This is a genomic window from Candidatus Hydrothermales bacterium, assembly GCA_039630235.1.
In the GTDB taxonomy this organism is placed as follows: domain Bacteria; phylum Hydrothermota; class Hydrothermia; order Hydrothermales; family JAJRUZ01; genus JBCNVI01.
Genome location: JBCNVI010000035.1, coordinates 1 through 910, shown reverse-complemented (window position 1 = coordinate 910; position 910 = coordinate 1). Strand labels below are relative to the sequence as shown.

General features: G+C 33.4%; 1 protein-coding gene. It reads left to right on the top strand.

Going from position 1 to position 910, the window contains the following annotated elements; genetic code table 11:
* On the top strand, window positions 1-910 hold a 910-nt coding region (locus ABDH49_09155; GenBank protein ID MEN3047107.1), incomplete at both ends, for a DEAD/DEAH box helicase family protein.

The following is a 910-nucleotide window of genomic DNA, read 5'->3' as shown; positions in this document are numbered from 1 at the left end:
ATTTCACTATGGCTGGGCTTAGGGATAACCTTGAATTTAATGTTGAGCTAAGAAATCCTTCTGATTATGAGTTTGCATTAAGAAAATTCAATGAATTATGGGAAGATGCGGTAGATGTATCAGAAAAGTTTGTTCAAATACTAAACGAGAAAACCTGGCTAAAATCGGATATTACGCCATATAAGCTTTATCTGAAATTTTTATATGAATATTTCAAAGACGAATTGAATCCAAAAGGTAAATTATTAGATGAAAATTTCCCTGAGAACTTTAAACGATTAGCCTATCAAGAGCAGGCTGTTTTGAATGCTAAAAAAATTTTGGAAGAATACGGAGGAGTTTTCATCTCAGATGTAGTAGGATTAGGCAAAACTTATACTGTTGCTATGCTTATAAGTCAACTTGATGGAAAAACAATCGTTATTGCACCGCCTGCACTTCTTAACGAAAATAATCCTGGTTCCTGGCCTAATGTTTTTTCTGATTTTAATATTCGTGCTAAATTTGTTTCTACTGGAAAACTTGAGGAAGCGATGGAGTATGCAGAAAGTGAAGAATACAAAGAAGAATACAAAAATATAGTTATTGACGAATCCCATCGTTTTCGGAACGAATCAACTATCAGCTATGAAAAAGTATCCCAGATATGTCGAGGTAAGAGAGTAATACTTGTTTCAGCTACTCCTTACAATAATTCACCAAGGGATATCTTAAACCAGATAAAGCTATTCCAACCACCTAAAAAGAGTAACATTCCAGGGATTCCTGACCTTGAAGCATTTTTTAAAGAAATGGAAAGAAAACTCGGGGAAGTTGATCGAAGTAAGAATTATAAAAAATATCTTAACATAGTTAAGGATAATGCAAGAAGGATTAGAAATCGAGTTTTAAGGTACATAATGGTAAGAAG